Genomic DNA, 419 nt, shown 5'->3' with positions numbered 1-419 from the left:
CGCGTGCGCTGGCTCTTTACCCTGCTCTATCTGGGCGGTCTGCGCATCACGGAGGTCGGCACGAACACGATGGGACGGTTTTTCCGGCGCGCCGACGAAAACGGCACGGACCGCTGGTGGCTTGACGTGATGGGCAAAGGTGGCAAGGAGCGGCTGGTGCCGGCCACCACGGAAATGATGACGGAACTGGGCGCCTACCGGCGGGCACGCGGACTGCCCGCCCTGCCCTCGCCGGGCGAGGACACGCCGCTCGTGCTGCCGGTTGGCCAGTCGCGCAAACCGCTCACGCGGGCAGCGTTGCACCGGATCGTGAAGGATGTCTTTAACGGTGCGGCGCAATCCCTGCGCGCACGTGGTGAAGACCATGCGCCGCGCGCGGACCGCCTCGAGCAGGCGTCGGCACACTGGCTGCGCCATAG

General features: G+C 68.5%; 1 protein-coding gene. It reads left to right on the top strand.

Annotated features, from left to right (window positions below; all coding sequences use genetic code 11):
* Positions 1-419, top strand: a 419-nt coding sequence (locus P0D96_RS48450) for a site-specific integrase (RefSeq protein ID WP_494478619.1), incomplete at both ends; no start/stop codon positions are given.

It is taken from the genome of Paraburkholderia sp. RL17-347-BIC-D (assembly GCF_046027915.1).
GTDB lineage: Bacteria > Pseudomonadota > Gammaproteobacteria > Burkholderiales > Burkholderiaceae > Paraburkholderia.
The sequence above is the reverse complement of the archived record's forward strand: the minus strand, read 5'-3'. Positions and strand labels throughout refer to the sequence as shown.